The following is a 26,334-nucleotide window of genomic DNA, read 5'->3' as shown; positions in this document are numbered from 1 at the left end:
GAAGCGCGCGCGCCCGAACGAACCGAAACCAGAAGGGGCTTCTCCGGATCGCCCAGCGTCTTTCCGGTGACCTTTTCCAATTTATCGAGGTACTCAAGGATCTGATCCTGAATATCCGGATAGATCGTCTTGCCGTCCTCATAATACCGGGTGCAGGCCTCGGTGGTGATGGTAAAGCCCTGCGGTACGGGCATGCCGAGTCCGGTCATTTCGGCCAGATTCGCGCCCTTGCCGCCGAGCAGCTCACGCATTTTTCCGTTGCCTTCCGGGAACATGTAAACGTACTTCTTCATTTGGGTCTTTTCCTCCATTTCGTTTGGTGCTCTCTTAAACACACTTCAGTCACGCAAGAATATTATAGCATGCAGGATGCTTCGTGTTCCATTGTGGAAATTCACCGATTTACTCTCCACTTCTTGTGCATATTGCTGTATTTTATTGCTATTTCAGCAAAAACAAGGGAATTGCACTTGTACATTTTATCATTTCTTTCGCATTTTTAAACAAAAAAATTAAAAAATTTATCATATATAGCACTTTTATCACGCTTTTTGTGAAATCAAACGAAATGCCGGAACACGTTCATAAAGCGCAGCAATATGCACAAATCCTTGCACAAAAAAGATCGGCGGCCTGTACAAGACCGCCGATTGGCTGCGAGGAGATACCGGACACACAGATGCCCAGCGCCTCCACACCGCGATATGTGGTTTCGACTATTTTGACCGACAGCAAATACCCCGCCGAGGAGGTAAACACGCCGTCCGAGAACTGATAGAAGGTATTTTGATTGAGTGCAGCATAGTATTGCAGCAGCTGCTGCGTGCCGTCCCCGCTCAGGTCGGACAAGCGGTAATAGAAATACGTTGTGCCGCGATCCTTGATGCTGCCAAGCAGCGGCACACCGGTGACCGCGCCGAAATCCGGCACGGGATACAGCTTTTCATAGCAATTCGAAGCATCCGGCTGATGCGTGCTGGTGTAAACCGCCGGGCTGACCGCCGTGCTGCCCTCTTGCGTTTCCAGAACCGAAATCGGCACCGAATACGAGGGCGTGCCGCTGCCGCGGCTGCTGACCGTCACGCCGATCAGACGGCCCTGCGCGTCCACCAGTGCGCCGCCCGAATTGCCGCTGATGACCGACGCGGTGCTCTCAATGAGCGTTGTCAGATAATCCTGATTCTTTGGGTCGGTCACAACGCCGGTGGTCACCTTTGCGCTGCCGCCGCCGGGATAGCCGAGCGCGTAAACAGTGTCCCCCGCCTGCACCTCATTCGAGGTTTCCAGATAAGGCAGGCCGCTGCCCACCACACGGATGTGCGAGATGTCTGCCGTTGTATCGATATCGTAAATGGTGACCTCGCGCTTGGTGCCGTCCATCATTTCCGCGACCAGGCGCTGCACACCGTTGGCGATATGCCCGCAGGTGACCGCGTCTCCGTTCGCGCTGATGATCACGCCGCTGCCCATGCTGAGCACATTGCCGCGCGCATCATAGGAATACAACTTGAACACCGCAGGCATGCACCGTTCGTAAATTTCGCTTGCCGTCAGTTCAGCTGATGCTGCAATCGAAACCGTGCGCCGCAGGCTTGGGTCCGCCATACGGGTGACGATGGCGGCTGCCTCGCTGCGCTTGATCGTGCTGGACGGCATAAAACGGCCCGCACTGTCCGAACCGGTGAGCACACCGGCACGGTACAGCAGATAAACCGCATCCGCATAGGACGCGGACATGGATACATCCGGAATCGCGCCGTCCTCAATCGTATTGATGGCGGTCAGCGCTTCCGCCGGCAGCGATGCTGCCAGCACCGAGGCAAACACCGCGCGCGATGCGGGCTGCGTATAGTCCGAACGTGCGGCGGTCAGGATGCCGTTTTGCAGCGCATAGTCCACATAGGTCTGGTACCACGGCGACGAGGACGCAAATTCCGCGCTGCCGGTGTGATAAATACTGTGCAGGCAGGCCGCCAGCTTGATCGCCTCTGCCACGGTCAGTGAGCTGTCCGGGGCAAAACGGGTGGCGGACTGGCCGTTGATCAGACCGTATTCATAAGCCGCGCGCACATTATCCGCATACCACGCATCCTCCGACACGTCGGTGAACTGTCCCGGCGTATATGTTGTCTGCGCGGTAAAATTTTCATAGCCTGCAAAAGCGCTCGGCAGCAGCCCCAACAGGAGCGTCACTGTCAGCAGCAGGCTGCATATTCTTTTCTTCACTGCTATTCCCTCCGATTTCGGGCTGAACGCAGACAGCGGGGACATGCTCCGCTGCTGCCCTTCTTCCAGTATAGCCCCGAAGGCTTGTCGGTTTGGTGAACAATCTGTGACGTTTTTTACTTTTCCGCTCGATACGCTGCGACAATTTCCCCGATGTACATGGTGTGGTAATCCTTATCGCCGTACCACTTGTCGAGCGTCTCCTGCTGGAGGATATCCTCGGGCGCGATATCGCTCTTGCAGCGCTTGCGGCAAATCAGAACCAACTCCGCCTCGGCAAAAGCCGGCTGACCCTCTACCATGACCGGTGTCAGACCGCTGTCATGCATCTTATCCATGTCCCGGCCGGACTTGGTGCCCAGCAGGTTGAGTGCGTCGCGATGACCATCCTGTAAAAAAGACAGCGTATAATACTTAGAGTTATCAACAAACTCCTTGGTATAGCGGCTGTGGCGGATATAGCAGGTTGCCGACGGTTTGCCCCAGATCACGCCCACGCCGCCCCAGCTGGCGGTCATGGTGTTCCACTTCTGCTCCGTACCCGCGGAAATCAGCATCCACTGCTTGCTGATGAGGTCAAACGGGTTAAATGACTGTTCTGCAATGTTGATTTTCGTAAAAGACATAGGGATTCCTCCTTACATGGTTATGGAATATCGTGCCGCCGCAGTTTCATTTCCTGCCACTCGTCTCTGGTGATCAGGATCTGCCGCGGCTTTGAGCCTTCCGACGGGCCGATGATGCCACGTTCTTCGATCTGGTCGATGATGCGTGCGGCGCGCGCATAGCCCAGCTTGAGCCGACGCTGCAGCATGGACGTGGACGCCTGACGGCAGTCCATAATGACGTCGATCGCTTCCTCAATCATCTCGTCCTCGTCGCCGCCTGCGTCACCGGACGAGCCGCCGCCCTTGCTGTCCACCTGCTCGGCCTGCCGTTCGATATGCTCGAGGATCTCCTCATTATATTCGGCAGTGCTTGTCTGCTTGATATGCGCGATGACCGCTTCGATCTCGTCGGACGAAATAAAGCAGCCCTGCACGCGGGTGGGCTTGCCCTCACCCAGCGGCGCATACAGCATATCGCCCTTGCCGATCAGCTTTTCCGCGCCGGTCGTATCCAGAATGATGCGCGACTCGATCTGGCTTGCCACGGCAAACGCAATGCGGGACGGGATGTTCGCCTTCATAATGCCGGTGATAACGTCAGCCGAAGGACGCTGGGTTGCAACGACCAGATGCATGCCCGCGGCACGCGCCTTCTGTGCGATGCGGCAGATCGAGGTTTCGACCTCCTTGGCAGCGACCATCATCAAGTCGGCCAACTCGTCAATAACAATGACAATCTGCGGCAGTACCTGATATTGTTCGGGCGCGGCGCTCTCCTCCGCTTCCGCCTTGGCGCGCTCGGCGCGCATCAGGTCGTTATAGCCGACCAGATTGCGCACCTGATGATCGGCAAACAGCTTGTAGCGGCGCTCCATCTCGCCCACCGCCCAGTTGAGCGCGCCCGCCGCCTTTTTCGGGTCGGTCACGACCGGAATGAGCAGGTGCGGAATGCCGTTATAGTTGCCCAGCTCGACCATTTTAGGGTCGACCATAATCAGGCGCACCTCTTCGGGCGTGGATTTGTACAAAAGCGAAATCAGCATCGAGTTGATGCACACGGATTTACCTGAACCGGTGGTACCGGCGATCAGCATATGCGGCATCTTGGCAATGTCCCCGATCACCGGCTTGCCGGTGATGTCCTTGCCGACGGCAAAGGACAGGCGGCTGCGCGCATTGGTGAACGCGGGGGACGAGATACACTCGCGGATGAACACGGTGTTAACCGTCTTGTTCGGCACCTCAATGCCGACCGCGATTTTATCCGGGATGGGCGCGATGCGCACGTTCGCCGCGCCGAGCGACAGCGCGATATCGTCCGCCAGCGCAGTGATACGCGAGATTTTGATGCCACGCGGGATGGTCAGTTCAAACCGCGTGACCGACGGGCCGCGCACGATACCGATGATCTGCGCATCGATATTGAACGATTCGAGCGTGTCGATCAGGCACTCGGAATTTTCTTTCAGCTCGGCTTCCGCACCCGCAACCGAGGCATGCTTGCCCTTGGTGAGCAGCTCGATCGGCGGATAATCGTACACCGGCATGGGCGCTTTCTGGTTCTCGTCCATCTGCTCGCTCAACTGTGCCTGTTCATCCTCGCTGATCTTCTCTGCCTTTTCCGGTTTTTCGGGTTTCTCCGGCTTGGGAGACGATTCAACCAGCGTCTCCTCCTCCTCGCGGTTTTCCACCAGATCAAGGATGCTCACTTGCTCGCCTGTGGTTTCTTCCTTCAGCGAGCGCAGATATTCATCCGGCGCCATCGGCTTGCTGCCGTGCATGCGGCGCACCGGCGCATCCGGATCCGCCCCCGGCTTGTCCTCGCCGGGCGGCTCGGTGTCGATCGGAATGTCGATCTCCGCCTTGCGGCGGGCGGCGCGGCGCTCCTCACGCTTTTGCACATGCGCGCTGACTGCCTCATGCACATTGGGCAGCTTGGGCGGCGCTTCATAGCGCTCGCGCTCTTCCTCGTCCTCGTACTCGTATTCCGGCGGGCGGAACATCTCCAACAGCGCCTGCGGCGTGATGCGGCAGGCGACCAGAATCGCCGTGACGGTCAGCACCAGCAGCACCAGCAGCGCCCCCGCCGAAGACACGGCCCACTCCAGCACGATATACAGGCCGCCCGCCAGCAAACCGCCGGACTTCCCCTCCATGCCGGTCGTCAGCAGGGCGAACAAGGTTTTCATCGAAAAATCATACTCGTTTGCACAGGCAAATGCATGCACAATACCGCCGAAAAACAACGGCAGAAGCGCAATGCTCACGCCGCGCAGCCGCACCGGCCCCTTTTGCCGCGCAAACAGCAGACCCGCCAGCGCCAGCAGCGCAAACGGCAGCAGGTATGCGCCCTTGCCGATCATCGCGCCGATGCCACGGTGCAGCCATTCCAGCAGCACGCCGTCGATCGGCAAAATCGCCAGCAGGCACAAAAGCCCGAGCACGCCCCAGATAGCGCCCCATGTGGCGCGGGACAGGACAGGCTCCGGCTCGGGCGCACGCCGCGCGGCAGCTTTCCCGCGCGACGAAGTTTTTTTGGTTGTGGTTTTCTTTGCAGCCAACGTGTTTTTCCCTCGCTTTATTTGCTTTCCCGCGCGGCACAGCGCGCGGCTTACACCGGCAGACAGCCGGTGTTTTTCGGTTCAGTACGAAGAAAAGTCCCGTTATCCGGAACTTTTCCCAACCGCTGCGGCATAGGCATCCGCAGACGGCATCATATCATTTTTATCAGGCTCACCACGATGGTAATGGTACCGATCAGGGTGCAGTACACCACGAACGGACGGAAGTTGCCGCGCTTGGAAACAAAGCGCACCATGCGGATAGCAGCAAGGCCGGACAGCATCGCCGCTACAATACCGACCAGATAGCAGGCGATGGATGCGTCGCCCATGGCTGCCGCCGGGTCCTTGAACACATCGACCAGCTCCAGAATGTTCGCGCCCAGAATGACCGGCAGGGACATGATGAACGAGAAGCGCACGGCAAAATCACGCGAAAAGCCGCGGAACAAACCGGTGCAGATGGTGGTGCCCGAACGGGACAGGCCAGGCAGAACGGCAAAGCACTGGCCGATGCCGACGATCAGCGCATCCAGCCAGGTGGCGTTTTCCTCGGTCTTGTGCTTTTTCGGCGCCTTTTCCGACAGGAACAGCACCGCCGCCGTCACGAGCAGCAGCATGCCGACCAGCAGCGGAGAGGAAAACGCCTCTTCCAGCGTGCTCTTGATCGGCAGGATCGCAAACATCGGCACGATGGTCAGCAGCAGCATGACGATAAACCGGCGGTATGGATGGCCGTTGATCTTGAAGCCGTCATGGATCCAGCCAAAGAACTCCACAAACAGCTCCTTGATGTCCTTCCAGAACGCAACGATGACGCTCAGCAGCGTGCCGAAGTGCAGCAGGACATTGAACAGCATATAGTTGGTCTCCACGCCGTCCCCGAAGAGCGTCTGCACCAGCACCAGATGGCCGGATGACGACACCGGCAGAAACTCGGTCAGGCCCTGCACCAGTCCTTGCACAATCGCAAACCATAAACTCATTAGATATGTCTCCTTTTGATGGGGCAAATATTACATACGAAATTATTATAGCATACCCGCGCGCAGGATACCACCTTTTTCCGCAAAAATGCCATGTTTCGCACGTTTATCCTTTCTCTGCCAGAATACGGTCGATCGCAGCGGCCACGCCGTCCTCGGCGTTGGTCAGCGTCTGCCGCTTGCAGATCGCCTTGACTGCGTCGTTGGCGTTGCCCATGGCGATCGGCAACTCGACCGCGCGCAGCATTTCCAGATCGTTTTCACTGTCCCCGATCGCCGCGGCATGCGACAGGTCGGTGCCCAGCTCGCAGCACAGCATGTCCAGCGCCGTGCCCTTGTCTGCCGCAGGCGTGACCACTTCGATATTATCCGCCGCTGAGCTCATCACGCGCACGCCCGGAATCTGCTGAATCTGATCGCGCACCATGCTCAGCGTGACCGGGTCTTTGCTGCGGGCGAAAATCTTATCCACCGAAACATGTCCCTCGGCCACAAACTCCGCAATCGACGGCACGACCCGCTTGACCGCAAGATAACCTTCGTTGGACTTGTATTTGCCGAACTCCATTTCGTCATAGGGTGTGATAAGCAGCGTCTCCCCGACGTATACCATGACCATCAGTCCGATGCGTTCAACTGCAGCCGCCGCACGCACGGCAGGCTCCCACGGCATGGACATGCGCATCATGCACCGTCCGGTCGACACGCGCGAAATGGACGCGCCGCCCGCCGTCACCATCAGATCATCCGCCTGCATCTGGACGGCAAAATCACGCGCCTCGCCGCAGATGCGTCCGGTCGAAATCACGACATGCACTCCCGCCTCACGCGCGCGACGCACGGCGTCGATCGTCGCCGCAGACACCGTATTTTCCGGCGTAAGCGCCGTTCCGTCCAGATCGAGCGCGATCAGTTTGATATTCTGCATGTTTCTTTTTCCCCCTGTATAATCCCATTTCCTATTCAGGATACCGCAGCAGGCAATAAATTGCAAGCCCGAAAAAGGGTCAAACATTTGTTCTTGTTTTTCTCCCCTTTCTCGGCTATTCTTTGACTCACGGGAAGACAAGCAAATCCATCCCAAAAGGAGCTGATGCCATCTTGCGAAGTTCAGACGACCCCGGGAGACTCGTCGAGATGCTCTACGAGATCGCCGGGGATGCCGACGCACCGGCGAACAGCCGCCTGAGCGCGATCAAGGAGATCCTCGACCGGACGGTCGGCAAAGGTGCGATGCTGGTCGGCGCGGAGCAGGAAGCTGCGCCGGTCGAGATCGTGTTTCGGATCGTGGACGATACGAATTCCCCGTGACCCGGCGTCAGGCGGCGTTTATCCAGTCGGACGCGTTTGAAACGCTGTTTGGCGGTGCAGCCGGCGGCGGCAAAAGCCATGGACAGCTGCTCGACGCGCTGCGCTTCGCCGTAAGCTACCCCGGCTCGCGGCAGCTCATGCTGCGGCGCACCATGCCGGAGCTGGAGCGCTCGCTCGTGCCTGCCTCGCTGCGGCTGTTCCCACAGGCGATCGCCAGCTACAAGGTCAGCGACCATCTTTGGCAGTTTACAAACGGTTCGGTGCTGGAGTTCGGCTACTGCGACGCGGAAAGCGATGTGACCAAGTATCAAAGCGCAGAATACGACGTTTTGCGCTTTGACGAACTGACCCACTTCACCGAAAGCCAGTTCACCTATCTGATTTCGCGTGTTCGCGGGGCAAACCCATTCCCCAAGCAGGTCAAGTCGACGACCAATCCGGGCGGTGTCGGCCACCAGTGGGTCAAGGCGCGATACATCGACCCGATGCCGCCCGGCACTCAAACTGAGTTCGACGGCGGCTCGCGGCTGTTCCTGCCCGCGCGACTTGCGGACAACCCCTTCCTGCGCCGTGCGGATGCGGGATACGAAAAGCGGCTGCGGCTGCTGTCTGTACGCGACCGGCGGGCGCTGCTCGACGGTGTGTGGGAGCTGGACGAGGGGCGGTACTTCAGCGAGTTCAGCCCCGCCCTGCATGTTGTCAAACCGCACGCCATCCCGCGGGACTGGCGGCGGTATCTGACGATCGATTACGGTCTGGACATGCTGGCAGCGCTCTGGATCGCACAAAGCCCGGACGGGTACAGCATCGTATACAGAGAATTATATCAGCCCGGTTTGATTATCTCGGAAGCGGCGGCGGCGATTCTGTCGTGTGAACTGTCCGGCGAGCATATTGACTGCCGGCTTGCCCCGCCCGACTTATGGAACCGGCGGCAGGAGACCGGCAAAAGCGCGGTCGAACTGTTTGCGGACTGCGGGCTGGATTTTGACAAAAGCTGCAACGAGCGCATTGCCGGTTGGCTGGCGCTGCATGAACTACTCGCCCCGCGCAAGGACGAACAGGGACAGCCGCGCCCGCGGCTGACCATCTTCGACACCTGCCGCAACCTGATCCGCACGCTGCCTGCCTTGCAGCATGATACGCGCAATCCGTCCGACGTGGCAAACACGCCGCACGAGCTGACCCACGCGCCCGACGCGCTGCGCGGTTACGCCGCGACCGTTTACGAGCCGCCCGCACCCGTGCAGCCAACCATGTATGACTGCGAAATTGGCGCATTTCTCGCCTATTAAAAGGAGGAACCCAATGACCATTTTACTTTACTGCCTCGGCGCGGCGCTGCTGGTGCTGACCGGCGCGGTCGTGTCCGGCGGGCTGCGGCTGCCGCAGCGTCCCGCAAAGGGCGACAGCGACACGCCCGCACCCGCAGACGATGCGCTCAGCCGCGATCTTGCCGCACTGATGGCTTATGGACGGGAGGACAGCAGCGATGAAATTTGATCCATCCCCCACCGCCATCTGGCGCAAATACGAGCGCGACCGCGACTACAAGCGCTCGATCGGTCTGTATGACCGTGTGCGCCGCAACGAGGCGTTTTACCTCGGCAGACAGTGGGAGGGACTGCGCGTGCAGTCGCTCGACCCGCTGATTTTCAATGTGCTGCGCCGCTGCGTCAACCTGTTTGTGTCCATGCTGGTTTCGGACGATGTGGCGGTGCGCGCCCAGCCGTTCGATATGGACGACGAAGGCCGCAAAACCGCCCGTGTGCTGGAGCGCGCGTTCGCGTCGGCCATCGAACGCTCGGGCGTGAAAGCGCTTGGCCGTCCGCTGCTGAAAAATGCCTGTGTCGACGGCGACGCATGCTTCTACATGCACTTTGACCCCGCGCTCGAAACCGGACAGGCGGTCAAGGGCGATATCGTGGCTGAGCTGATCGACTCGACCAACGTGTGCTTCGGCAATCCCGCTTGCGACGAGGTACAGCGCCAGCCGTATCTGATTCTTGCCATGCGTCGCGACGTGGACGAGGTGCGCAAGGAAGCGCGCGAAAACGGTCTGTCCGCGGCAGAAGCGGAGGCAATCGTCCCGGACGACACCGAGGACTATCTGCGCTATCGCCTGAACGGCGAAAACGACCGTGTGACCGTGCTGCTGCACATGCGCCGAACGGAAAACGGCATCGCGTTCACCAAAACCACGCGCACCGCAATCGTCATGCGCGAAAAGGAGCTGCCCTACCGCTATTATCCGGTCACGCACCTGTGCTGGAACCGCGTGCGCGGCTCGTGCCACGGCGAAAGCCCGCTGACCGAAGCCATCCCCAACCAGATCGCCATCAACAAGCTGTATTCGATGTATGTGCAGTGCATCAAGCAGGTGGCCTTCCCCAAAATCATCTACGACATGACCCGTTTCCCGAATGGGTGGTCGAATGATGTGGGCAAGGCGGTCGGCATGCGCGGCAATCCCAACGAAGCGATTGCGACCGCGTTCAAGGCACCCGATATCTCCTCGCAGGTACTGTCGCTGCTCAAACAGATGATGAACGACACCGCCGAGCTGATGGGCGCGAGCGAAGCCGCGCTCGGCACGGTAAAGCCGGACAACACCTCGGCTATCGTGGCGGTGCAGAACGCAACCGCAGCCCCGCTCGAGCTGACCAAGATGGAGTTCTACCGCTTCACCGAGGACTGGGCGCGCATCTTCCTCGACCTGATGGGCGCGCACTACGGCGTGCGCACGGTCGTGGTCGCGGACGAGCCGGGCGAAACACCCTACCGGCAGAGCTTCGACTTTTCGACCATCGCCGGACAGGATCTGCGCTTGCAGGTGGATGTGGGCGCAGCAAGCTACTGGTCGGAGACCATGCAGACCACGACCAACGATCATCTGCTCGAGAGCGGCGTCATCACCGACCCGCTGATCTATCTGGAAAACGTGCCTGATTATCAGGTGCGCGGCAAAAACGACCTGCTGCACGCACTCCGCATGCAGCGACAGCAGCAAAAGGAGGCAAATACAAATGCAAACCAGACAGAAAACAACCAGTAACCAGACGACCGGTGCAGCCCCGACCGCAGCCGTCGATCCGTTTGCAGCCGGCACGGCACAGAACGCGCAGACCATGCCCGGCGACCCGACGGCACAGGGGAATCAGCAGACCTTTCCCGTCCCGGTGGACGGTGAAATGCGCCAGCTGACGCTGGACGAGCTGATTCAGGCGGCAAGCCTGGGCCTGTCTAAGCAAAACGCCTACATCCGCCGCAACCGCGCGGCAAACGGCATGCCCAATGGCCAGATCTATGCGGCGTTCGTTGAGGAGTATCCCGATGTGCGTCCGGACGAGATCCCACCGCAGGTATGGGAATGGGCGCAGCAGGAAGGCTCACTCGTCTCGGCCTACCGCAAGTGGGAGATCCTGACGCTCAAGGACGAGCTGGCCGCGCTCGAAATGAACCAGAAGAACCGCCGCGCGGCGGTCGGCCCCGCGCAGAGTGACGGCGAACCCGCCGGTGTCGATCCGGTGACGCTCGCGCTGCTGGGCAAGTAAACAAATCGTATAATCAGGAGGTATTATACTTATGGCTATCAATCTTGCAACCAAATATTCCGACCAGATTGCAGAAGTATTCACCCGCGCATCCTTCATCAAGGGCAAGACCGCCGAGACCTTCGACCTGACTGGCGTCAAGACCCTCAAGGTATATACACCGATCACGGTGGAAGAGGTCGATTACGACCGCGACGGCGGTCTCAAGCGCTACGGCGACGTGACCGAAATGCAGGACGTGGTGCAGGAACTGACCATGACGCAGGACAAGGCGTTCACGCTGACCATCGACAAGGGCAACAACCTTGACCAGAATCTGGTCAAGAATGCGGCCGACATGCTGCGCCTGCAGCTGAACGAAAAGTCCACCCCGGCGGCAGACAAATATGCGTTCCAGCGCTTTGTCACCATGGCGGGCACGCTGGCGGAAAGCGAAAAACCGACCAAGAGCGATATCATCTCCAAGATCGCGGACGCTTCGCAGGCGCTGGACGACGCGCTGGTGCCGGACGACAACCGCTATCTGTATCTGACCAGTGAAATGTACAAGCTGGTCTGCACCTCGGATGAGTTCGCAGGTGTTGACGTGCTCGCGCGTCAGTCCATCGCCAAGGGTGTCTGCGGCGAGGTGTTCGGCATGAACGTCGTGCGTGTGCCGAAGTCCTACCTGCCCGAAAACGTCTATTTCCTCGTCACGCACAAGGATGCGGTGCTCATGCCGTACAAGATCGCGGATGCCAAGGTGCACGAAGACCCGGTCGGCGTGTCCGGTGCGCTGATCGAAGGCCGTCACTATTACGATGCCTATGTGCTGGGCGCCAAGTGCGGCGGTGTGTATGCGCTGGTGGCATCCGGTTCGATTTCCGCCGCGCCGAGCATTTCGGGCAAAAAGATCACCGGCACCGGCACGATCCGCTATACACTGGACGGCTCCGACCCGCGCTACTCGGATTCCGCCAAGGACTATGTGGCAGAAACCGAGCTCACCGCCGAGGAGGGCTGTCAGATCCGTGCCTTTGCGACCGAAGAGGGCAAATATCCGTCCCCTGTGGCCGCAGGCTGACCCGCTATCGGCTGTTCGGCCACTGCTCCGGCAGTGGCCGCAGCCGTCGCTTTCCGGTAACTGCAACCGGAGGAAAGGAGCTTTTATGACAGGAACCGAATGCTACACCGCTGCGCTCAATCTGCTAGGCGAAACGCTTGACACCGGCGCATATTACGAACAGTTTGCGCTCGGCGCACTTAATCAGCTGCTGATCAACAGTCTGCGCGAAATCAATGCGCTTCGTACGGCGCAGCGCGAAGAGCCGTTTACCGTGCCGCCGCGTCTTACCACGCTGGAGGAGGAAATCCCTGCGGACAGCTGCCTTGTCAGCGAATGCTTCCCGTATGGGCTGGCGGCGCTGCTCGTAGCGGATGACGATAAGGCAAAGTTCAACTGGGCAGCCTCGGAATACGCTGAACGTTTGCTATGCCACTGTCCTGCGCAGCTGACCGCCGTACAGGAGATGATCTGATGCGCGCCTATCAATTTCCACAGCCTGAAACCGTGCATGAAACTGTTGTGAGCAGCTTCGGCGGCGTGGACTTCCGCACCCATCCGACCAAGCTGTCGCTCTCGCGCTCGCCCGACATGCAGAACCTCATCTGCGATCAGAACGATTATCTGGTCAAGCGAACGGGCTGGCAGACCAAGCACACCTATGACGCACCGGTTTACGGCCTGTTTCCCCTGCCGGACAGCGGTGGCTGTGTGGTGCACGCGGGAAAAAAGCTGTATATCCGGCAGTCGGACGGTACGCAGACCGAGCTGTGCTCGGACATGAAGGAGGATTTTTCTCAGTCGTTCATCATGAACGGCGTGCTCTACCTGCTTGACGGCCAGGCCTTCCGCGCCGTGCGCCGCAAAGCATCCGAAGACGGATGGGAAGCCGTGCGCGTACAGGACATCGCGTATGTCCCGACCACCACCATTTCCGCCCAGCCGACCGGCGGCGGCACCAGCTATGAAGCGGTCAATCTGCTGACCCCCAAGCGCATCAACACCTTTCTCGGCAACGGGACTGCCACGCAGTTTCAGGTGGATGCAACGGATTTGGATGATGCCGCAGTGACTGCGGCAGTAGACGGAAAAGCGGTAACGGTTTCATCTGTCAACCGTTCAAACGGTGTAATAACGCTTGCCTCTCCGCCCGCCAACGGAAACGGACTGGCAAACGTCGCCATCACCTTTTCCAAGACCGTTGAGGGTTATGCTGATAAAATTAACCACTGCCGTTTCGCTGGCTTATATGGCGGCAAAAACGATACCCGCGTGTTTCTCGCGGGCAATCCGGACGAGCCTGCCTGCGACTGGCAGAGCGGCCTGTATGACCCGACTTACTTCCCCGATACCGGCTATACCCGCATGGGCACGGATGCCTCTGCCATCGTCGGCTATCTCAAGCAATACGAAAGCCAGCTCATTGTCAAATCGGGCGACGCACAGGAATCAGCCAGCTATCGCCGCACCTTCACCCTCTCTGATGACGGTACGGCACTCTATCCGCTGACGCAAGGCGCACAGGGCGAAGGAGCGGTCTGTTCGCGCAGCTTTGCCACCCTCAATGACCTGCCGGTATTTCTGTCGGCTCACGGTGTGCAGGGTGTATTCGGCACCAGCGTTGCCGAGCAGCGCACCATCCGCTCCATCTCGGACGCGATCACACCGCGTTTGGAGACCGAGTCCGGACTGGAAAACGCTTGCGCGATCGTGTTTGAAGGCAAATACTATCTGGTCGTCAACGAGCATGTGTATATTGCGGACGGGACGATTGCCGACACCGATGGCAGCCCTGCATGGTTTTACTGGACCAATGTGCCCGCGCAATGTCTGACCGTTTTAGATGACGAATTGTGGTTCGGCACGGCGGATGGCAAGCTATGCCGTTTTCGGCAGGCGGAAGAGGATGACGCCTACTGCGATGACGATGCTGCCATCGACGCTTACTGGCGCACCCCTACCCTGCCGCTCGGCGACTGGGGACGAGGCAAAACCGTGCGCGACGTGATCCCCACGCTGATGCCGCACTCACGCTCCGGCGCAACCGTGCAGTATGAAAGCGAGGACGGCAAGGTGCTTGCGCTCTCGCGCAACATGGATCTGTTTTCCTTCAAAACGCTGGATTTCTCTCGCTTTTCCTTCCGCTGCATTCCGGGTGCGCTGAGTTACCGCACCCGCTACCGGCAGCACCGCATGCCGCTGCTCGCTGTACGCATCGGCAATGACCGTCCGGACGAACCGTTTGGCCTGCTGGCGTTGACCATTCGATGGACAACCGGGCAGACTATCATCTGAGAAAGGAGGACATTCCATATGGCATCCAATTATAAGGACAACTTCGACTACGCCGAGGCGATTGCAAACACGCAGGACGCCGGTGAACGGCAGCAGCTGCTGGCTGAGCGTCAGAACAAGATCGAATCCGAGGGGCTGGCAGGCAAGGTTGCATCCAACGACGCTGTTTCCACCTGGAACGGCTCTTACCGTCCCTATTCGGTTTCCAGCACGCAAAGCGGCGGCAGTGAGGTGAGCCAACTATACGACACAGCAGAAAACGCGCGCCTCCAACGCTTGGAAGCAGCACGTGCACGCATCCAGCAGCAGCTTCAGAAGAACCTGTCCGCAATTGAAACCGATTACACCACAGGCATGACGCAGACCGATATCAATGCGCGCCAATCCGTCATTTCCAACGAGGAAAAGCTTGCCGCGCTTGGGCTGAATATGGGCGCACGGGGCGCCGCCGCCACCTCGGGCGCGGCTGAAACCAGCCGCATCGCCATCGACAATCAGTACCGCAGCGGTCTGAACGCACTTGGTCAGGCAAGACTGACCGCGCGCGCTGCCGCGCAGGACAGCGCCTCCGCACAGGAGGCCGCTTTGGAGAACGAGTTTTTCACAGCTTCAGAAAACGCCGCACTCCAACAGGCGCAGTCCGCACTGGCACAGTTCAATGCCGACCGGGATTACAGCCTGTCGGTCGCGGGACTGACTGGTTTCCTGAGCGGCACGCCCACGCTGGCCTATCGGGACTATGCTTCCGGTCTGACCAGTCAGGCACAGGCAACCGCCTATGAGCAAGCGTTCAACCGCTGGAAGACCGCCGGTTATGTGCAGTCGGGCGATGCTGCCATTCTCGGTGTGCCCGCCGGCACGCCGACCGCGGACGCCAGCTACAAAAACGCCAACCTTGCCTTGCAGCAATGGAAGGCCGGATATTGGTATTAAAATACATTTTTATGCATAAAAAGCCGGTCTCTACTATGAAAGCAGAGACCGGCCTTTGAAAGAAATGAAGGTATGGGCTAGATAATTGGATATTTGGCGCAGTAATTGTCTACTATCATATACTATGCCAAATGCATGCTTTTGTATAAAAATATATTAGCACAGCCCCATTCTCAGGTCAATACTTTTCCTTGACAAATACTAGTATTTTTTCTTATATGTTCCATATTCCCGCTTTATGTTGCGTTTTTCGCGGAAAAGAGCGTAAATTCGACCTGCTCAGTCGCTTTTAGGGACAAAGAAAAAAAGCCGTTCATCGAAAGATGAACGGCTTTTTTGATTGCTTGAGCGGATGCTTACTTGTTCTTCAGGTTGAAGAAAGCGTCCTTGCCGAGGTACTTTGCAACGTCCTCGCCCAGCTCTTCCTCGATGCGGAGCAGCTGGTTGTACTTCGCAACGCGGTCGGTACGGCTCGGTGCACCGGTCTTGATCTGGCCAGCGTTGAGCGCAACAGCGATGTCCGCGATGGTAGCGTCCTCGGTCTCGCCGGAACGGTGAGAAACAACAGCGGTGTAGCCCGCGCGGTTTGCCATCTGGATTGCATCCAGAGTCTCGGTCAGAGAACCGATCTGGTTAACCTTGATGAGGATGGAGTTTGCAACACCCATGTCGATGCCCTTCTTCAGGCGGGTGGTGTTGGTAACAAACAGGTCGTCGCCAACCAGCTGGATCTTGTCGCCCAGAGCCTTGGTCAGCATCTCCCAGCCTTCCCAGTCCTCTTCAGCCATGCCGTCCTCGAGAGAGATGATCGGGTACTTCTCAGCGAAGCCCTTCCACATCTTAACCAGCTGCTGCTGAGTCATCTTCTTGCCGGACTTCGGCTGGATATAGCACTTCTCTTCGTCGTTCCACCACTCGGAGGAAGCAGCGTCGATTGCAATCATGAAGTCCTCGCCGGGCTTGTAGCCAGCCTCTTCGATCGCCTTAACGATAACCTTGAGCGCGTCCTCATCCTTCTTCAGGTTCGGAGCGTAGCCGCCCTCGTCGCCAACGCCCGCAGCCGGGGTGCCGTTCTCCTTGAGGGTGGTCTTGAGCTGATGGAACACTTCTGCACAGCGGCGCAGCGCCTCACGGAAAGACGGAGCGGAAACCGGCATAATCATGAATTCCTGAATCTCAACGTTGTTGGTCGCATGTGCGCCGCCGTTGAGGATGTTCATCATGGGCATCGGCAGGGTCTTGGCATTGCAGCCGCCGATGTAGTTGTAGAGCGGCAGGGACAGAGCCTCAGCAGCAGCCTTCGCAACTGCCAGAGAAACGCCCAGAATCGCGTTTGCGCCGAACTTGGTCTTGTTCGGGGTGCCGTCTGCGTCGATCATTGCCTTGTCGATGGCCTGCTGGTCGAGCGCGTTCATGCCGATGATGGTCTCAGCGATCTCGCCGTTGACAGCGTCAACTGCCTTCAGAACGCCCTTGCCATTGTAACGGGACTTGTCGCCGTCGCGCAGCTCGCAAGCCTCGAAAATACCGGTGGAAGCGCCGGACGGAACAGCCGCGCGGCCCATATACGCGCCGGTGTCGCCCTCAACATAAACCTCAACCTCTACGGTCGGGTTGCCGCGGGAGTCCATAACCTCACGGCCGAGTACATCAACGATTTCAATGTAGCCCTTCATAATTCTTACTCCTTTTTATTTGAAAATTTGGGGATACGCAATAGTTTACTTGACGAGCAGGCTGTGGCCGGTCATTTCCTCCGGCTGCGGCAGGCCCATCATTTCCAGCAGAGTCGGCGCCAGATCCGCCAGCACGCCGCCCTCGGCAAGCTTACCCTCATGGCCGACCATCACGAGCGGCACAGGGTTGGTCGAGTGCGCGGTAAACGGCGTTACGCCGTCTGCGTCGAGCATCTGGTCAACGTTGCCATGGTCAGCGGTGATCAGGCACTGTCCGCCCATCTTGAGGATGGCGTCCACCACCTTGCCGACACCATCATCGGTCGCTTCGATCGCCTTAACAGCAGCATCGAATACGCCAGTATGGCCAACCATATCGCAGTTAGCAAAGTTCAGCACGATCACGTCGTACTTGCCGGACAGGATACGCTTAACGCATTCCTCGGTCACGGCAGGCTCGCTCATCTCCGGCTGGAGGTCATAGGTGGCCACCTTGGGAGACGGGATCAGCGCACGATCCTCGCCCGGATATTCCTTCTCTACGCCGCCGTTGAAGAAGAAGGTGACGTGCGCGTACTTCTCGGTCTCTGCGATGCGCAACTGGGTCAGGCCCTTGTCCGAGATATACTCGCCGAAGGTGTTCTTGAGGCTCTGCGGCTTGAAGGCAACCTCAACGCCCGCGATGGTCGCATCATACTGCGTCATGCAGACGTAGTGGATGTTGCGGCGCTGACGCTTGAAGCCGTCAAACTCGTGGTCAACGAACGCACGGGTGATCTCACGCGCACGGTCGGGACGGAAGTTGGCAAAGATGATCGCGTCGTCGTCCTTGACAGTCGCGCCCTCGGTCACGATGACCGGAACCACGAACTCGTCGGTAACGCCTGCGTCATAGGACTTCTGCATCGCTTCGTGTGCAGAAGCCGCATGCTCGCCAATGCCCTCAGCGATTGCCTGATATGCCTTCTCTACACGGTCCCAACGCTTGTCGCGGTCCATCGCGTAGTAACGGCCGGAGATCGTGGCAATGCAGCCAAGCTCCAGCGTATCAATCTTGTTCTGCAGGCGGTCGATATACTCGATACCGGACTGCGGGGGGGTATCACGGCCGTCCATGAAGCAGTGGAAGCATACCTTGCGCAGACCGTTGCGGCGCGCCAGCTCGAGCAGCGCGAACATGTGATCGATATGCGAGTGTACGCCGCCGTCGGACAGCAGGCCGAAAATATGAAGCGTGGAATCAAACCACTTGCACTGGTTGATTGCGCTCATCAGCGCTTCGTTCGAGAAGAAATCGCCGTCCTGAATGGACTTGGTGATACGGGTCAGCTCCTGATAAACGATGCGGCCCGCACCGATGTTGGTATGGCCGACCTCGGAGTTGCCCATCTGACCGTCCGGCAGACCAACGTCCAGACCGGAAGCGCCGATATAAACCAGCGGATTCTCCTTGAAGATGCGGTCGAGGTTCGGGGTGTTCGCCGCCTCGATCGCGTTGCCCTTTTTCTCATCGCGATGGCCGAAGCCGTCCATGATGATCAGCGCGGTCGGCTTCTTGGGCTCGTCCGCCTTTTTCGCCGCCGTCTTGCGGGTCGTGGTCTTCTTTGCAGCCGTTGTCTTTTTGGCAGAAGCCGTCTTTTTCTCCGCGGGCTTTTCCTCGACCTTAGCTTCCACCGCCGGAGCGGCAGCCTTGGTCATTTCTTCCTTGGCCGCAGGCTGCACCGCAGTCTTTACCTCTTCGGTCGCCGCCTTGCTCGGCACATTTTGCTTTTTCATACTCTTACTTACTCCTTTACAAGAGCGGACGAAAGGGGACAACGATGTTTCCGATGTCCCCTCCCGCACGCACGGCGCGGGGAGTAAACCCTCACCGTAATCTTATCTTATTGATTGGCTGCTTCGACGATGGTCGCGAAGTCAGCGCTCTTCAGGGAGGCGCCGCCGATCAGGCCGCCGTCAACATCCGGCTGAGCCAGCAGCTCGGCTGCGTTCTTGGCGTTCATCGAACCACCGTACTGGATGGTGATGCCGCGAGCTGCACGTGCGCCATACTTCTCGCGCAGGCAGTCACGGATTGCGCCGCAGACCTCGCCCGCCTGCTCAGCGGTCGCGGTCTTGCCGGTGCCGATCGCCCAGATCGGCTCGTATGCGATAACAACCTTCTTGATGTCCTCCACAGCAACGCCCTGCAGCGCGATCTTGATCTGCTTGCGGATAACCTCCATGGTCACATCCTGCTCGCGCTCGGTCAGGCTCTCGCCAACGCACAGGATCGGACGCAGGCCGTTCTCCAATGCAACCAGAACCTTCTTGTTGCAAGCCTCGTCGGTTTCGTTGAAGTACTGACGGCGCTCAGAGTGGCCGATGATCACATACTTCACGCCCAGTTCCTTGAGCATATCGGCAGAGATCTCGCCCGTGAACGCACCGGACTTCTCAAAGTGCATATTTTCCGCACCGATGGCAATCTTGGAGCCCTTGGCAGCCTTAACAGCAGCCTGAATATCGGTAAACGGCACGCAAAGAACCATCTCGCACCACTTGGTCTTGGAGAGCAGGGGCTTCATCTCTTCGATGAGGGCCTTTGCTTCGCTCGGCGTCTTGTTCATCTTCCAGTTGCCGGCGATGATGGTCTTACGGTATCTGCGATTCATTTTGGTTTTACCCCTTTCAAACTTTTCGACGGCGTATCCGTCCTGATCAATATGTATTATAGCGGGGCACAGAATGCCCCGGTATAAGGCACATTTTCGCGCAAATTGCGCAAATTACTTGTCCTGCAGGCAAGCAATGCCGGGCAGCTCCAGACCCTCGAGGAACTCGAGAGAAGCGCCGCCGCCGGTGGAGATGTGCGTCATCTTGTCCGCAAAGCCCAGCTTCTCAACCGCAGCTGCGGAGTCACCGCCACCGATGATGGAAACCGCACCGGAAGCCGCAATTGCCTTGGCAACTTCCTTGGTGCCGACTGCGAAGGTGTCGAACTCAAAGACGCCCATCGGACCGTTCCAGACAACCGTGCCTGCGTTCTTGACAGCGTCAGAGAACAGCGCAACGGTCTTCGGGCCGATATCCATGCCCATCATGTTGTCCGGCAGCTGGCCAGCTTCGTAAACAACCGGCTCTGCGTCTGCGCCGAAGTGGTCGCCGCAAACCGTGTCAACCGGCAGCAGGAGCTTAACGCCCTTGTCTTCCGCCTTCTTGATGAGGCCGAGCGCCAGATCGATCTTGTCGTCCTCACACAGCGAAGTGCCGATCTTGCCGCCCTGCGCCTTGGAGAAGGTGTAAGCCATGCCGCCGCCGATGATAACGGTGTCGCACTTGTCGATCAGGTTGTTGATAACGTTGATCTTATCGGAAACCTTCGCGCCACCCAGAATAGCAACGAACGGACGAGCCGGGTCAGACAGAGCCTTGCCCATGATGGAGATTTCCTTGTTGATCAGGAAGCCGCAGACAGCCGGCAGGTAGTCAGCAATACCAGCGGTGGAAGCATGCGCACGGTGGGACGTGCCGAATGCGTCGTTGACGAAGATCTCCGCCATGTCGGCAAATGCCTTAGCCAGTGCGGGATCGTTCTTGGTTTCGCCCTTCTCAAAGCGGACGTTCTCGAGCAGGACAGCCTCGCCCGGCTTGACCTCGGCAGCGAGCTTCTTTGCGCTCTCGCCGACAACGTCAGCAGCCAGCTTCACTTCCTGACCCAGCAGCTCGCTCAGGCGCTTAGCAACCGGTGCGAGCGAATACTTCATATTAACTTCGCCCTTCGGACGGCCGAGGTGCGAGCACAGGATCACAGCCGCATTGTGACCCAGCAGGTACTTAATGGTTTCGAGCGATGCGCGGATGCGCTTGTCATCGGTGATGTTGCCGTTCTCATCCTGCGGAACGTTAAAATCGCAGCGAACGATAACCTTCTTGCCGTTTACGTCGATGTCTTCCACGCTCTTCTTGTTATACTGCATAAATATCCCTCTCCCTTTCTGAATGTAAAAGTTAGCGATACGGAGCAAATTTCCGGCCTTCCCATAAAAAGAATTCCGTTTCCATTACAAAATTATACTCGTTTCTCCTGTGATTCGCAAGCCAAATTGTGAAAAACCTTGTCTTTCCGTTCTCTTTTAGAGGATTTTTGCGTTTTGCCGGAAATAATTGTGAAATATTAAACAATATGACCAATTGACCTCAGCCGCGAGCCTGTCCATAGAACGCAACCGCCAGCGCCTGCGGGCCGGTATTGGTGATAACAGACGGCCCGATCGGGCTGCGCAGCACGTTCCTGAAACCGATCTCAGTGCGCAGACGTTTTTCCAGCTCGTCAATGCGCGCCGCCGGCACATCGCCGTAGAGCAGCAGCGCAGTCTGCTTCTCCGGCTGCACCACGCGGCCGGACACCTTGCGGATCATGCCGCTCACCAGTGCCTTTTCCCCGCGCACCTTGTCGCACACCTTGACCGCACCGTCATAAACATGGCTGATCGGCTTGAGCCCAAGTGCTTCGCCAACAAACGCCGCGCCGCCCGAAATGCGGCCGGATTTTTTGAGGTGCGTCAGGCTGTACACGCCGAGGAATGCCTCCACGCGGTTCAGCCGGCTTTTTACCACACCGCAGATCGCGTCAAAGCTGTCGCCCTGATCGCGCAGCTCAGCCGCCATCACAACAATGTGTCCATAAATATAGGTATAGGTGGCGGAGTCAAACAGCTCGATCTGCATCGTGCTGCCCGCCTCCTCGCGGAACATATCGCGCGCCAGACACGCCGCCTGATAGGTACCAGAGCCGTTTGCGTTGATGAGCACACCCAGATAGTGTGTGCAGCCGCGCTCCGCCGCGCGCCGGTAGGAATCCAAAAACACCGTCGGCGTGACCATGGCGGTCGTCGGGATTTCCCGGCTGTTCTCCAGCAGCTTCCAGTATTCCTCCGCCGTGATGTCATAGTATTCGCGGAATGCGCGCCCCTCATGCGTGAGCGTGATCGGAACGATCTCGATCCCGTGCTTTTCCACCAGCGCCTGCGGGATATCCGCAGACGAGTCGGTCATAATATGTATCTTTTCCATTTCTCTCTCCTTATCCCTTTGGAAACGGCCCCGCCAGCCTGAGGTTTTCAAAGCCGGTCTGGCGCAGCGCTTCGAACGCGATCACCGCCACCGAGTTGGACAGGTTCAGGCTGCGCGCCCCCTCGCGCATCGGAATACGCACGCACCGTTCCGGGTGCTCGATCAGCAGGCTTTCCGGCAGCCCCTTTGTCTCTTTGCCGAACAGCAGATAGTCGCCGTCGCGGTACTCCACCTCGTGGTAGGCATGTGGCGCCTTGGTGGTCGCGTAGAAATAGCGCCCGTTTGGATTTTTCTCAAAAAATTCGTTCAGGTTTTTGTACATGCGGACGTCCAGCAGGTGCCAGTAATCCAGCCCCGCGCGTTTCATCCGCTTATCGTCGATTGCAAAGCCGAGCGGCTCGATCAGATGCAGCACGCAGCCCGTCGCCGCGCAGGTGCGGGCAATGTTGCCGGTGTTCTGCGGGATCTCCGGCTCGACCAGAACAATATGCAGCATGTGTTTCTCCTCATTCTCAATTCTTTCTCTATTTTAGGCGATATGCGCGCATTTTTCAAGGCATTTGCCGCTTTTTTCGCAAAAATAAATCCCCCGATCAGAAAAGATCGGGGGAAAATAACACCTTGTTATGCAATTTCTGCGTAAACACCGTAAACATACCCCTGTTCGGCAGCCTGCTCGTCGGTGAGCACCTCGCCGGTCAGCTTCGGGCCATATGCATCGTCCACATATTCACAGGCCAGCTTGCCGGTGTGCAGGGTGAGGGTCTGGGTGTCGGTCGTACCGTCGGTGAACGTCACGGTAACGGTCAGGGTCGCGCCGTCAAACTCGTCGATGCGTGCGTGCCACTCGGCCTGCATATCGCCCTCTCCGGTAATCTCTCGCGGCTCGCCCCAGAATCCATAGCTCACTTCCGGGTCATACGCATCCACAAAGCCGTTGTCCAGCTTCCAGCAGGCATCGGCGCACCATTCCACCTCAGATTCGTCCTCCGTTCCGCCCAAACCGTATGGCATCACCACATCCGCGCCTTCCAGCCGTGGGTCGGATGCAGCTTCCGCTGCCGCAACAGCGGAACTTTTCCCTGCCCGCAAGGCCTCATCCGCCGCTGCCGCCATCTTATAATATGCATCTACATCAAAACCGGTCAGCGTCTTGGTGCGATACAGACCACCTTTATCCATCGACGCGCTCACGCTTTGGATATTCTCGCCTGTCACCTTGAACAAACAGCCGGAGAAAAATCCTTTTTCTGGGTCGTCCACGCCAGCTCCATCATCGAACACAATCCTGCTGTTCTTTGGTTCCAGCACCTCACCTGTTTCCGCAGCATACGCCACAATACCGAACGAGTGCGCAACGGTTTCCGCCACCGCGTCGGCCGCTGGCTGGCCACTTTGCTGCGCTTTCCAGACCGCCGTGCCGCCGACCACCACGCCGAACGCACACGCCACAGCCACGATCCGTTTTGCCATGCCGAACCGACGGCGCGGCGCGGCTGTCAGATGCTGCGGTGCGCTCTGCTGTTCCTCGCGGCGCACCTGACGCGCCGCCTCAAGGGTATGCGCTTTCAGCTCATCGGGGGCTTTTATATCCTTCAGTCGGTTCCAATCGTTCCGGTTGTTCATCGTCAGTTCCCTCCAGTTCGAGTCTCAGTTTTTTGCGGGCGCGGTGCAGCCGCGTGCGCACGGTCGCCGGGCGGCAGCCCACCAACGGCGCAATTTCGTCCGTACCGTATCCCTCGACATAGTGCAGCCACACCACGACCCGCAGGTCATTTGGCAGCGCGCGCACGGCCTGCCACAGCTCATCGTGGCTGTCCGCCAAGGGCGCGGCGGCATCCGGCGCAGCTTCGAGCGGCGCGGTGTGCCGGAACCACGCCGAGCGGCGCAGATCGTTGCAGCAGTTGACCGTCACGCGCAGCAGCCATGCCTTCAAATGCTCGTCATCGCGGAACGCGGTCGTGTCACGCAGCAGTCGCAGGAACACCTCCTGATATACGTCCTCCGCGTCGGCGCGGCTGTCCAGCCGGCAAAGCGCCAGCCGATAAACCGCGTCGCCGCAGCGCTCCATCGCGTCGCACAGGAATGCGTCCGAACGCAGGTTGGTTTGCATCTTGCTCCATCCTCCTTTCTGCCAACAACACGAAGAAAACCGTCCGATTGTTCCCAGGTATCCTCAACCCAACCGCTTTTTTCTCCTGATTTCTCCCCCAGTTTTGTCCATTATGCTTAACACAGCACTTTGTATCTGTATATATTCCACAATAACAACTCGTATTTTTCGGAAATATTGAATAAATTACATCTTGCAGTTTTATCGAAAATCACTATAATAAAATCATCCAAGCAAGGTTGATCGCTCACAAACCATGTTGACGCCGATCCCTTTTCCCACCGCGCATCTCACCGAGACTGCGCGCCATATTTCTGATATCTTCTCATTACCTTTTCTCTTTATACCATTCTCTTTCACGGGGCTGCCTAGAGCGGGCAGCCCTTTCTCTTTGTCTTGCAGAGACAATAACGCAAACGGGCGGCATCCTCTGATGCCGCCCGTTTGCGTTCTCTGATTTATTTTGCAAAAAATTCCCGCGTCTGCTTTACGTTCTCGTCGATCGCTGCGCGCAGCGCCTCGGCTGACTCGAACCGTTTTTCCGGCCGCAGGAACTTGTGCAGCTCAACATGGATCATCTTGCCGTACAAGTCGCCCGCGAAATCAAGCAGGTGCGGCTCGATCGTCGGCGCGCCGCCGTCCACAAAGGTCGGCTTGATGCCGATGTTGGTCGCCGCGATATAGCTTTTATCGCCGATGAGCACGCGCGCCGCATATACGCCATAGGGCGGCAGCGCCATCTCCGGCGGCAGCGCCAGATTGACCGTCGGCACCTTGAGTACGCTCGTGCCGACGCGCCGTCCGTGCTCGACCACACCGGTCACGGTGTAAGGATGGCCGAGAAAGCGCGCCGCGCCTTGCATATCGCCCTGCGAAATCAGCTGACGGATATAGGTCGAGGAAACCACGATTCCGTCCACCTTAACGTCGTCAATGCAGTCATAACCGATTCCGGCCTTTTTGCACTCCTCTGCCATGCCCTCGGCATTGCCCTGCCCTTTATAGCCGAAACGGTTGTTGCGGCCCGAAATGATCCAGCGCGCACCGAACTGCCCGATGAGCATTTTGTGGATAAAGTCGCGCCAGTCCATGTGCTGCATGCGCTCGTCAAAGTGGCCGAAAATCACTTCATCCACGCCGCCAAGCTTTTTGATCTCCTCACGGCGGTAAGCGTTGGCCGTCAGCAGCGGCACCTGCCGCCCCAGCACGACCGAATCCGGATGTACGTCAAACGTGAACACCGCGCTTGTGCCGCCGATCTGCTTTGCGCGCTCGACCGCGCGCTCCATCAGCGCCTGATGCCCCAGATGAACGCCGTCAAAATAGCCCAGCGCGATCGCACGCGGCTTTTGATATTCCTGCATCGGGTTTCCCCCTTCCGAACCCTGCACATCGGCAGGCCCTACTTTTTATCTGAAATTCTTATAGACGAACAGACCCAGCCCGCCCTTGTCCAGCGTGCGCACCTGTCCGAGCATGAGAAAACGGTCGTTATGATAAACGCGGCACAGTGCGCCCTCGGTTTCGGGCAGCCCCGCGGCCTGCCGTGGAAACACCACCGCGCCGCGCGCAATGCGTTCCGCCCCCTCGTCGTTGAGCGTGACCGCAGGGTGATCGGCAAACAGCCCGTCCACCGGCAGTAGCAATTGCTGCACCGCGCCGTCCTGCATCGCCTGCTCGACCTCATCAAAGGTATGGCAGTCATCCAGCGAATATGCGCCCGCACGTGTGCGCACCAGACTATGCATCGTGGCGAATGTCCCGAGCGACACACCCAAGTCATTGACCAGCGTGCGCACATAGGTTCCCTTGCTGACGGTAAGCCGCAGCGTGCCCTGCTGGGAGGCTTCGTCAAAGTCCGTGACCGTCATTTCGCGCACGAAGATGTCACGCGCGGGCCGCTCGACCTCCTTGCCCTTGCGGGCAAGGTCATAGAGCTTCTGTCCGTTCACCTTGACCGCCGAATACATCGGC

At 58.5% G+C, this 26,334-nt stretch carries 24 protein-coding genes and 1 pseudogene; 9 read left to right on the top strand and 16 right to left on the bottom strand.

Translation table 11 applies throughout. The features are described 5' to 3' along the window. From ABGT74_RS11200 to ABGT74_RS11175, 6 genes are all read right to left on the bottom strand, one after another. Positions 1-293, bottom strand: a 293-nt coding sequence (locus ABGT74_RS11200) for a PEP/pyruvate-binding domain-containing protein (protein WP_346705545.1), incomplete at its 3' end; no start/stop codon positions are given. Between the two features lie 289 nt (positions 294-582). After that, the gene (locus tag ABGT74_RS11195) at positions 583-2,226 is read right to left on the bottom strand and encodes a trypsin-like peptidase domain-containing protein (RefSeq protein ID WP_346705544.1); all 1,644 of its coding nucleotides are present in this window, start codon (positions 2,224-2,226) and stop codon (positions 583-585) included. Positions 2,227-2,342: 116 nt separating this feature from the next. Continuing rightward, positions 2,343-2,852 carry a flavin reductase gene (locus ABGT74_RS11190; RefSeq protein WP_297284069.1) on the bottom strand — a complete coding sequence of 170 codons (510 nt, stop codon included), beginning with the start codon at positions 2,850-2,852 and terminating at the stop codon, positions 2,343-2,345. A gap of 20 nt (positions 2,853-2,872) precedes the next feature. Next, on the bottom strand, positions 2,873-5,395 hold the full coding sequence (locus ABGT74_RS11185; protein WP_346705543.1) for a DNA translocase FtsK: 2,523 nt from the start codon (positions 5,393-5,395) through the stop codon (positions 2,873-2,875). 152 nt (positions 5,396-5,547) lie between these two features. Then, positions 5,548-6,381, bottom strand: coding sequence for an undecaprenyl-diphosphate phosphatase (locus ABGT74_RS11180; RefSeq protein ID WP_297284431.1), 834 nt, complete (start codon positions 6,379-6,381; stop codon positions 5,548-5,550). 106 nt (positions 6,382-6,487) lie between these two features. Next, positions 6,488-7,309 carry a Cof-type HAD-IIB family hydrolase gene (locus tag ABGT74_RS11175; RefSeq protein WP_346705542.1) on the bottom strand — a complete coding sequence of 274 codons (822 nt, stop codon included), beginning with the start codon at positions 7,307-7,309 and terminating at the stop codon, positions 6,488-6,490. 209 nt (positions 7,310-7,518) lie between these two features. Between ABGT74_RS11175 and ABGT74_RS11170 the strand changes: the two genes are divergently transcribed. From ABGT74_RS11170 to ABGT74_RS11130, 9 genes are all read left to right on the top strand, one after another. Then, positions 7,519-7,692 (top strand): hypothetical protein, encoded by a 174-nt coding sequence (locus ABGT74_RS11170; protein ID WP_297284433.1) that lies wholly within the window; start codon positions 7,519-7,521, stop codon positions 7,690-7,692. Then, entirely contained in the window at positions 7,689-8,987 is a 1,299-nt protein-coding gene (locus tag ABGT74_RS11165) for a phage terminase large subunit (RefSeq protein ID WP_346705541.1), read from the top strand. Before ABGT74_RS11170 ends, ABGT74_RS11165 begins: the two co-directional genes overlap by 4 nt. A 13-nt stretch (positions 8,988-9,000) precedes the next feature. Continuing rightward, positions 9,001-9,195 (top strand): hypothetical protein, encoded by a 195-nt coding sequence (locus ABGT74_RS11160; RefSeq protein WP_297284435.1) that lies wholly within the window; start codon positions 9,001-9,003, stop codon positions 9,193-9,195. Further along, entirely contained in the window at positions 9,185-10,747 is a 1,563-nt protein-coding gene (locus ABGT74_RS11155; protein WP_297284436.1) for a hypothetical protein, read from the top strand. The genes ABGT74_RS11160 and ABGT74_RS11155 overlap by 11 nt, the downstream gene beginning before the upstream one ends. Next, positions 10,719-11,246, top strand: coding sequence for a hypothetical protein (locus ABGT74_RS11150; RefSeq protein ID WP_297284437.1), 528 nt, complete (start codon positions 10,719-10,721; stop codon positions 11,244-11,246). The genes ABGT74_RS11155 and ABGT74_RS11150 overlap by 29 nt, the downstream gene beginning before the upstream one ends. Positions 11,247-11,277: 31 nt before the next feature. Beyond that, positions 11,278-12,309: an FN3 associated domain-containing protein gene (locus ABGT74_RS11145; protein WP_346705540.1), complete on the top strand. Its 1,032-nt coding sequence runs from the start codon at positions 11,278-11,280 to the stop codon at positions 12,307-12,309. Positions 12,310-12,394: 85 nt separating this feature from the next. Next, entirely contained in the window at positions 12,395-12,763 is a 369-nt protein-coding gene (locus ABGT74_RS11140; protein ID WP_297283949.1) for a hypothetical protein, read from the top strand. Next, on the top strand, positions 12,763-14,583 hold the full coding sequence (locus tag ABGT74_RS11135; protein WP_346705539.1) for a hypothetical protein: 1,821 nt from the start codon (positions 12,763-12,765) through the stop codon (positions 14,581-14,583). Before ABGT74_RS11140 ends, ABGT74_RS11135 begins: the two co-directional genes overlap by 1 nt. Before the next feature lie 18 nt (positions 14,584-14,601). Further along, positions 14,602-15,516 (top strand): hypothetical protein, encoded by a 915-nt coding sequence (locus ABGT74_RS11130; RefSeq protein WP_346705538.1) that lies wholly within the window; start codon positions 14,602-14,604, stop codon positions 15,514-15,516. Positions 15,517-15,872: 356 nt separating this feature from the next. Here ABGT74_RS11130 and eno read toward each other — a convergent pair whose 3' ends face one another. From eno to ABGT74_RS11080, 10 genes and pseudogenes are all read right to left on the bottom strand, one after another. Then, on the bottom strand, positions 15,873-17,192 hold the full coding sequence (gene eno, locus ABGT74_RS11125) for a phosphopyruvate hydratase (protein WP_297283952.1): 1,320 nt from the start codon (positions 17,190-17,192) through the stop codon (positions 15,873-15,875). 45 nt (positions 17,193-17,237) lie between these two features. Then, positions 17,238-18,968: a 2,3-bisphosphoglycerate-independent phosphoglycerate mutase gene (gene gpmI / locus ABGT74_RS11120; RefSeq protein WP_297283953.1), complete on the bottom strand. Its 1,731-nt coding sequence runs from the start codon at positions 18,966-18,968 to the stop codon at positions 17,238-17,240. Between the two features lie 107 nt (positions 18,969-19,075). Then, a complete protein-coding gene (tpiA, locus tag ABGT74_RS11115) occupies positions 19,076-19,846 on the bottom strand; it encodes a triose-phosphate isomerase (protein WP_125115754.1) in 771 nt (256 codons plus the stop codon). A gap of 114 nt (positions 19,847-19,960) precedes the next feature. Next, positions 19,961-21,151 (bottom strand): phosphoglycerate kinase, encoded by a 1,191-nt coding sequence (gene pgk, locus ABGT74_RS11110; protein WP_297283954.1) that lies wholly within the window; start codon positions 21,149-21,151, stop codon positions 19,961-19,963. 220 nt (positions 21,152-21,371) lie between these two features. Beyond that, complete coding sequence (locus tag ABGT74_RS11105; RefSeq protein ID WP_346705537.1) at positions 21,372-22,247, bottom strand: DegV family protein; 876 nt, start codon at positions 22,245-22,247, stop codon at positions 21,372-21,374. Between the two features lie 10 nt (positions 22,248-22,257). Then, positions 22,258-22,743: a tRNA (uridine(34)/cytosine(34)/5-carboxymethylaminomethyluridine(34)-2'-O)-methyltransferase TrmL gene (trmL, locus tag ABGT74_RS11100; RefSeq protein ID WP_297283956.1), complete on the bottom strand. Its 486-nt coding sequence runs from the start codon at positions 22,741-22,743 to the stop codon at positions 22,258-22,260. Positions 22,744-22,871: 128 nt separating this feature from the next. After that, on the bottom strand, positions 22,872-23,873 hold the full coding sequence (locus ABGT74_RS11095) for a hypothetical protein (RefSeq protein WP_346705536.1): 1,002 nt from the start codon (positions 23,871-23,873) through the stop codon (positions 22,872-22,874). Further along, positions 23,821-24,360, bottom strand: a complete 540-nt coding sequence (locus ABGT74_RS11090) for a sigma-70 family RNA polymerase sigma factor (protein WP_297283958.1) — start codon at positions 24,358-24,360, stop codon at positions 23,821-23,823. Before ABGT74_RS11090 ends, ABGT74_RS11095 begins: the two co-directional genes overlap by 53 nt. A 458-nt stretch (positions 24,361-24,818) precedes the next feature. After that, positions 24,819-25,724 (bottom strand): riboflavin biosynthesis protein RibF, encoded by a 906-nt coding sequence (gene ribF, locus ABGT74_RS11085; protein WP_297283959.1) that lies wholly within the window; start codon positions 25,722-25,724, stop codon positions 24,819-24,821. A 45-nt stretch (positions 25,725-25,769) separates the two neighbouring features. Next, a pseudogene (locus ABGT74_RS11080) lies at positions 25,770-26,334 on the bottom strand (tRNA pseudouridine(55) synthase TruB); the annotation flags it as partial.

It is taken from the genome of uncultured Agathobaculum sp. (genome assembly GCF_963927765.1).
Classification (GTDB): Bacteria; Bacillota; Clostridia; order Oscillospirales; family Butyricicoccaceae; genus Agathobaculum.
Note: the sequence above shows the minus strand (reverse complement) of the source record. Positions and strands in the feature narration are given on the sequence as shown.

Excerpts from the sequence above, each read along its gene's own strand:
- ABGT74_RS11190 (WP_297284069.1), bottom strand. The coding sequence starts at position 2,852 with ATGTCTTTTACGAAAATCAACATTGCAGAACAGTCATTTAACCCGTTT.
- ABGT74_RS11180 (WP_297284431.1), bottom strand. The coding sequence starts at position 6,381 with ATGAGTTTATGGTTTGCGATTGTGCAAGGACTGGTGCAGGGCCTGACC.
- ABGT74_RS11175 (WP_346705542.1), bottom strand. The coding sequence starts at position 7,309 with ATGCAGAATATCAAACTGATCGCGCTCGATCTGGACGGAACGGCGCTT.
- ABGT74_RS11170 (WP_297284433.1), top strand. The coding sequence starts at position 7,519 with ATGCTCTACGAGATCGCCGGGGATGCCGACGCACCGGCGAACAGCCGC.
- ABGT74_RS11160 (WP_297284435.1), top strand. The coding sequence starts at position 9,001 with ATGACCATTTTACTTTACTGCCTCGGCGCGGCGCTGCTGGTGCTGACC.
- ABGT74_RS11155 (WP_297284436.1), top strand. The coding sequence starts at position 9,185 with ATGAAATTTGATCCATCCCCCACCGCCATCTGGCGCAAATACGAGCGC.
- ABGT74_RS11150 (WP_297284437.1), top strand. The coding sequence starts at position 10,719 with ATGCAAACCAGACAGAAAACAACCAGTAACCAGACGACCGGTGCAGCC.
- ABGT74_RS11145 (WP_346705540.1), top strand. The coding sequence starts at position 11,278 with ATGGCTATCAATCTTGCAACCAAATATTCCGACCAGATTGCAGAAGTA.
- ABGT74_RS11140 (WP_297283949.1), top strand. The coding sequence starts at position 12,395 with ATGACAGGAACCGAATGCTACACCGCTGCGCTCAATCTGCTAGGCGAA.
- ABGT74_RS11135 (WP_346705539.1), top strand. The coding sequence starts at position 12,763 with ATGCGCGCCTATCAATTTCCACAGCCTGAAACCGTGCATGAAACTGTT.
- ABGT74_RS11130 (WP_346705538.1), top strand. The coding sequence starts at position 14,602 with ATGGCATCCAATTATAAGGACAACTTCGACTACGCCGAGGCGATTGCA.
- eno (WP_297283952.1), bottom strand. The coding sequence starts at position 17,192 with ATGAAGGGCTACATTGAAATCGTTGATGTACTCGGCCGTGAGGTTATG.
- gpmI (WP_297283953.1), bottom strand. The coding sequence starts at position 18,968 with ATGAAAAAGCAAAATGTGCCGAGCAAGGCGGCGACCGAAGAGGTAAAG.
- tpiA (WP_125115754.1), bottom strand. The coding sequence starts at position 19,846 with ATGAATCGCAGATACCGTAAGACCATCATCGCCGGCAACTGGAAGATG.
- pgk (WP_297283954.1), bottom strand. The coding sequence starts at position 21,151 with ATGCAGTATAACAAGAAGAGCGTGGAAGACATCGACGTAAACGGCAAG.
- ABGT74_RS11105 (WP_346705537.1), bottom strand. The coding sequence starts at position 22,247 with ATGGAAAAGATACATATTATGACCGACTCGTCTGCGGATATCCCGCAG.
- trmL (WP_297283956.1), bottom strand. The coding sequence starts at position 22,743 with ATGCTGCATATTGTTCTGGTCGAGCCGGAGATCCCGCAGAACACCGGC.
- ABGT74_RS11095 (WP_346705536.1), bottom strand. The coding sequence starts at position 23,873 with ATGAACAACCGGAACGATTGGAACCGACTGAAGGATATAAAAGCCCCC.
- ABGT74_RS11090 (WP_297283958.1), bottom strand. The coding sequence starts at position 24,360 with ATGCAAACCAACCTGCGTTCGGACGCATTCCTGTGCGACGCGATGGAG.
- ribF (WP_297283959.1), bottom strand. The coding sequence starts at position 25,724 with ATGCAGGAATATCAAAAGCCGCGTGCGATCGCGCTGGGCTATTTTGAC.